Raw genomic sequence first — 4,010 nt, forward strand, 5'->3', positions numbered from 1 at the left:
GGCGGTGTACCGGGCGGTCCGGCACGGCGCCGAGGAGTGGCGTCCCCGTCGCTCCCAGTGAGGAGCTTCGAGGAAGTGGCGTGTGGGCGAGGGCGAGGCTCCCGATACCGGGCGGGTGACCGCAATGGCGACGATCGAACCGAAGAGCGGAACGGCCGCGCAGGAGCCGACCACGAGGCGCACGGTTCTCCCGGGTGCGCCGCCGTTCACCGTCGACGACCTGCTCGAGTTCCCCGACGACGGGAACCGATACGAGCTCTTCATCGGGAGCCTCCTAGTGAGCCCTGCCCCCACCCCTTGCACCAGCGCGTGATCACCCGGCTGGTGATCATTCTCCAGAATGCGGCGCCGCCCGAACTGGAGTGTCTGACCACGGTCCACGTCGGTTACAACGACGAGAACTTCTACATCGCCGACCTCGTCGTCGTTCCCGAGGCAGTGTCCGACGGGGTGGACCTGATGTACTCTCCCGGCGATCTGTCCCTCGCCGTCGAGGTGGTCAGCCCGAGCAGCAAGTCCGTCTACGAACCGGCGCCCTTCTCCGTGACCTTCGACCCCGCCCAGTCGATGCGTCTCAGAGGCTGAACCCGTAGTCCTCGGCCGCTCCTCGGGGGGTGACGCGCCCCGCATCGAGGTCGGCCAGGATCGCCTGCCTGTCCCGTTCGCCCGGCGGGCCGATGCCGCCCCCGCCCGTCGTCTCCACGATGAACGCCTCGCCCGCCGCGAACCGCACGTTGTTGACCTTCGACGTTGACCTTCGACGCCAGGCGCTCGACGGTCCCGTCGCGATGACGCTTGAGCGGGCGTTGAGCGGGGAGCCCTCGGGCAGGCGCACGTCGATGGCGCGCAGGCAGCCGTCGTTCATGGGGATCGACGGGTCGAGGAAGCAGCGCAGCGCGAAGACGGCGGCGGCGAGGGACCGGGAGGCCGAGGCGTTGACGGCGGCGGGGACCTGCGGGCCGGTGCCGGCGAAGTCGAGCACGGCCCGCTGGAGGCCGAGCGTGACGGCCACGCGAACGAGATGTGGTCTCTCGGGATTCATACCGTCGTCGTCGATCGGGTACGACGCCTCGAACCGCCCCCGCGGCAACTCGGCCAGCGCGGCCCTGGTCACGGTCTCGGTGTGGTCCAGGTAGGCGTCGACGCCGTCCGCCACCTGCTCGCCGTACTCGCCGATCAGCCTCTCCAGCCGCGCCGCCGCCACCGCCGTGCCGGCCACCAGCGCCCGTACGTCGCCCACGACCTTGTCAGGGGTGCTTGATGGGCACGCCGGTGCCCGCCCGACGCCCGCCGAAGCTGCCCTTGCCGCCCACGGGGCAGGGTCACGGTCGCCGAGTGCGCGCGTAACGCCGGCGAGGATTCCCGCGATGGGGTCGTAGTGGGTGCTCAATACCTTGGCCACGGCCAACGTGCCGCGCCGGCTCTCCTTGGCGCGAAGGACCACGTCGGTGAACGTGCCACCGACGTCGACGCCGATCACGAACCCCATCCGCGTACGCGATGTCCCCGAGCAAGCGCTTGTCTACGCGGTCGTCTATTGACTTACGGCACCCGATTGGGACGCTGGTCCTAATCCTGCGGTTTGGAGCGGAGAGATGGCGCGCCTCAGAGCTCTTGCCAGTGGCGTCGCGGCGGCGCTCGTGCTGGTCGCGATACCGGTCGCCGCACACGAGCACCCGAGCGGGATCACCGACCTGGTGAGCCCGGCCGTGGTGCGACTGGAGGCCGTGTCCCACGTGGAGATCACTCTGCTCGACCACGTCGGCCGGCTCAAACATGTGGAGCGGTCCTACGACTTCCCGTTCGCCGAAGGCACGGGCACCGTCGTCAACCCCGACGGGAGCGTCGTCGCGCTGCGCCGCCTGGCGGTGAACGACGACGACGTCGCCGTACGCGCGGCCAACAAGATCTTCGCCGAGTACCACGACGTCGAGATCACGGATGACGACAAGGAGCACAAGCTCTCCGACGACCTGCTCGACCGGCACCTGCAGGACTGCTATCCGCCCAAGAGCGAGACGGCCACCTGCATCGTCAACGTGACCACGGAGATCACCGCCTTTCCCAACGTGTCGCCGGCCAGCGCCGACGGCTACCAGCTCAAGCTCGCCAAGGCCGGGCCGAAGCCCGACAGCGCCGCCGTGCTCGTTCCGCTCGACCCGGTGACGGGAAGCGTCGGCATGCCCACCGCGCCGCTCGCGGACAAGGTGCCCGAGCAGCAGGGCGCGCCCACCAGCGTGGCCGGATTCCTCGGCCGTCCCGGCCCGAAGACCACCCACACCGTCGAGATCGCCCACCTCGGCAAGGGCGGCGCGTCGGGCGAGACCGGCCGGCCCTTCGCCGACCCGGAGAAGAAGGTGGACGAGCCGGTCAAGCTCGGCGGGCTGGCCGACAAGGGCATGATCGGCGCGCCGGTCATCGGCGACAAGGACGGCCACGTCATCGGCCTGCTCGTCGGCGGCGGCGAGGAGGCCAGGATGATCGGCGTCAGGGAGATCACGAAGATCCTCACGGAGGCCGGGGTCGAGGCGCGCAGGGGCGCGATCGACACGGCGTTCGAGGCGGCGCTGACCCGCTACCACACGAAATACTTCACGGAGGCGGCGCCGGGATTCCAGCGGGTGCTCGAGCTCTACCCGGGCAACGTGGTGGCCGAGGAACTGCTCAAGACCTCGCTGGCCAAGCGGGGCGGCCCCGAGGACCAGGGCACGCGGGAGGCGGCGGCCGAGCCGGCCGGCTCCACGCCGCTGTGGCCGTTCCTCCTGGCGGCCGCGATTCTCTTCGTGGCCGCGGGCGGCGGGGCGTATCTGCTGTGGCGCCGCCGCGCTCCTGAAGGGGCGACACCACCGACACAGCCGCTCGCGGCCGGTCCACCGCCTGACGACGGCGCCCACCAGACCGTGGTCGTACGGCGCTCCCAGCCGTTCCACGCAGCTCCGCAGCAGCAGCAGGTGATGACCGCGCCGGATCCGGCGATCAAGTACTGCACCTCGTGCGGTATGAAGCTCGGCCCCGCGCATCGTTTCTGCGGCTACTGCGGCCACCCCACCGAGACGTGATGCACGTGAACGAAAGATCGCTCATCGGCCAGGAGGTGGCCGGCTACTACATCGAGGACATCGTCGGCAAGGGCGGCATGGCCGTCGTCTACCTGGCGCTCGACCCCCGGCTGAGCCGCCGGGTGGCGCTGAAGATCCTCAACCCGGTGCTCAGCGTCGACGACCGGTTCAGGCAGCGGTTCATCCTGGAGTCCAGGACGGTCGCCAGCATCGAACATCCCAACATCATCCCGATCTACGAGGCGAACGCCGACGCCGACGGCGTGCTTTACATTGCCATGCGCTACGTCGACGGACTCGATCTGCGCCGCCTCATCTACGACCGGGGGCCGCTGCCGCTCGGGCCGGCCAATCGGATCTTCGCCCAGGTCGCCGCCGCGCTCGACGCCGCCCACGCGCACGACCTGATCCACCGCGACGTCAAACCGGCCAACATCCTGCTGGCCGGTGACCACGTCTACCTGACCGACTTCGGCATCACCAAGCACCGCTCGTCCATCTCCGGGCTGACCCAGACCGACCAGTTCATCGGCACACCCCGCTACATGTCGCCCGAGCAGATCAACAAGGAGCACATCGACGGCCGCTGCGACCAGTACGCGCTGGCCTGCGTGGTCTACGAGGCGCTGTCGGCGCGGCTGCCGTTCCAGCGTGAGAACGACATCGCGCTGCTCTGGGCCCACCTGGCCGAGCAGCCGACGCCCCTGTCGCAGCTCAGGCCCGAGCTGCCGCCGCAGGTCGACGCCGTGATGTTGCGCGCGCTCGCCAAGGCGCCCGAGCAGCGCTACGCGACCTGCGCGGAGTTCGCGACCGCGCTGCGCGAGGCGATCACGGGGCACCAGGACGATCCCCTGGGATTCCCCGCGCCGGGAGGCTCCTCGATGCCGAACCTCGTGCCCCGCCCCGCGCCGGGCTCGGGCCCGCACCCCGTACCTGTCTCTTATATACGTC

At 70.0% G+C, this 4,010-nt stretch carries 4 protein-coding genes; 3 read left to right on the forward strand and 1 reads right to left on the reverse strand.

Translation table 11 applies throughout. The annotated features are described in order from the left end of the window. The first annotated feature begins 297 nt into the window (after nt 1-297). Nucleotides 298-585, forward strand: coding sequence for a Uma2 family endonuclease (locus tag E1267_RS45150; protein ID WP_165960116.1), 288 nt, complete (start codon nt 298-300; stop codon nt 583-585). Here the strand turns inward: E1267_RS45150 and E1267_RS42860 are convergent. Next, nucleotides 575-1,489 (reverse strand): hydantoinase B/oxoprolinase family protein, encoded by a 915-nt coding sequence (locus E1267_RS42860; protein ID WP_246064722.1) that lies wholly within the window; start codon nt 1,487-1,489, stop codon nt 575-577. The two genes, E1267_RS45150 and E1267_RS42860, sit on opposite strands and share 11 nt — an antisense overlap. Nucleotides 1,490-1,595: 106 nt before the next feature. Between E1267_RS42860 and E1267_RS42865 the strand changes: the two genes are divergently transcribed. Together E1267_RS42865 and E1267_RS42870 are read left to right on the forward strand one after the other, a co-directional pair. Continuing rightward, nucleotides 1,596-3,059, forward strand: a complete 1,464-nt coding sequence (locus E1267_RS42865) for a hypothetical protein (protein ID WP_132341926.1) — start codon at nt 1,596-1,598, stop codon at nt 3,057-3,059. Next, a partial coding sequence (locus E1267_RS42870) for a serine/threonine-protein kinase (protein WP_246064723.1) occupies nt 3,059-4,010 on the forward strand: 952 nt, incomplete at its 3' end. The genes E1267_RS42865 and E1267_RS42870, both read left to right, overlap by 1 nt.

Origin of the sequence: Nonomuraea longispora, from assembly GCF_004348345.1 — a bacterium.
GTDB classification, from domain to species: Bacteria; Actinomycetota; Actinomycetes; order Streptosporangiales; family Streptosporangiaceae; genus Nonomuraea; species Nonomuraea longispora.

Bases quoted from the DNA above. Each gene is read 5' to 3' on its own strand.
- E1267_RS42860 (WP_246064722.1), bottom strand. From the start codon at position 1,489: ATGGGGTTCGTGATCGGCGTCGACGTCGGTGGCACGTTCACCGACGTG.
- E1267_RS42865 (WP_132341926.1), top strand. From the start codon at position 1,596: ATGGCGCGCCTCAGAGCTCTTGCCAGTGGCGTCGCGGCGGCGCTCGTG.